The 1,526-nt window shown below is 45.2% G+C and carries 2 protein-coding genes; both read left to right on the top strand.

The genetic code is table 11. From position 1 onward, the window contains the following. Position 1: 1 nt before the first annotated feature. Positions 2-934 carry an RHS repeat-associated core domain-containing protein gene (locus DES35_RS11350; protein ID WP_317047213.1) on the top strand — a complete coding sequence of 311 codons (933 nt, stop codon included), beginning with the start codon at positions 2-4 and terminating at the stop codon, positions 932-934. A 256-nt stretch (positions 935-1,190) separates the two neighbouring features. Then, a partial coding sequence (locus DES35_RS11345; protein WP_147269363.1) for a hypothetical protein occupies positions 1,191-1,526 on the top strand: 336 nt, incomplete at its 3' end.

Genomic DNA, 1,526 nt, shown 5'->3' with positions numbered 1-1,526 from the left:
TGTGACCGATGGAGCCGGAGTGCCGTACCAGTACTTCCACTACAGCCCTTGGGGGGAAAGTCTGATAAGTCAAACCCGCACTCCCAACTCCACCGGCTTCAGCACACCCTATTGCTTCAATGCCAAAGAGTTCGACTCCGAAAGCGGGCTCTTCTACTACGGAGCCAGGTACTACCACCCGGTGGTGAGCCAATGGTTGAGTGTGGATCCACTATACTACCACCCTAATCAAGTAGACAAATCGCCCTATGCGTATACATGGAATAACCCTGTAAACCTTGTTGATCCTGATGGAAGATGCCCGGATTGTCCGTATGCATCAACCGCTAATGAAGGAGACATCGCGAATCCTCACGGCCAACAAGAGTATGTTTTTTTAAATGGTGAGTGGATTGGTGTTGGTGGTGAAATAGACGAGGTTACGGTTACTCCATCAGGAAATAGAGCAGATGATCCAAGTCCGAGAGCATCATCATCAGGAGCTCAAAGTGAAACGGGAGTAAGGACGCTGTCTAAACATGAAAGGACAATGCAAAATCCTATTGTAAAAGCAGTTCATCGAGCACATGGGGATTTTCTTAGGGGGATTGCACAGTTGACAACTCATGTTACAGGACAATTAGGAACTGGGGTTTCCGCTGTTGGTTATGGAGCTGCTTTTATTCCCGGAGCTCAGCTTATTGCAGGAGGGTTAATAGCTATAGGAAATACATTGTCAACAGTGTCCAGTTTGGGAGCTGCTGCTCTTGACTACTCAGAAGGGAACAATACAGGAGCAGTTTTGAACACTGCGAATGCCTTAATTCCGGGAGCAGCGAATAAGTTTATTGATAGAAATGTGGCAAGAGGAATTATAGGAACTCAAGGAGGAAATATTTTGAAAGGAGGAAATAATGCGAGATCAGGAGTGGCGGATTACCTTATAAATAGATAATAGTATGGATGTAGGTTGGTTTATTGCTGGGGTTGTTTTTTTGATTTCAGGGACACTTTCCTTGATATGGGTTTTAAGACATCCTACAAGTAAGGAGTTGCCGTATCTGTCACATGATTTAAGCGTAAAAATAGGAGCTGTAGGAAGTATTCTTTTGGGAGTAGCCCTAATTTACTCTGCAGTAAATGCTTGATTTGATTTCTTAACTTTACTCTGCCGTACAACCCAGCCCCACTCCAAACAACCCCAAAACACCTTGTCCCAATATTGGGAATTGTTTGGAAATAAACATTCTAAACGCCGTCCACCCTCAATCAACCAAAACACCCTATATTCGCACAATGCAGAAGGCAGCGTAACAGAAATAGCCCGCAACGAAAACTCCGACCTGTATTTTTGGGATGATAACCAACGACTAATGGCCATTATGAACTCCACGGGATTGCATCATAACTTCTACGACCACAGGGGCGAACGCGTGGTCAAGGGGCTTCTGACAGAGGAGTTTGTGTCGGTCAACGGTCAGAGTGGATCACTGTCCATAAAGATGCATCCGATAACACTGTATGTCAACGGATACTTTGTCAGTCAG

The organism is Schleiferia thermophila (assembly GCF_003337435.1).
GTDB classification, from domain to species: Bacteria; Bacteroidota; Bacteroidia; order Flavobacteriales; family Schleiferiaceae; genus Schleiferia; species Schleiferia thermophila.
This window is presented reverse-complemented; position numbering and strand designations above follow the sequence as displayed.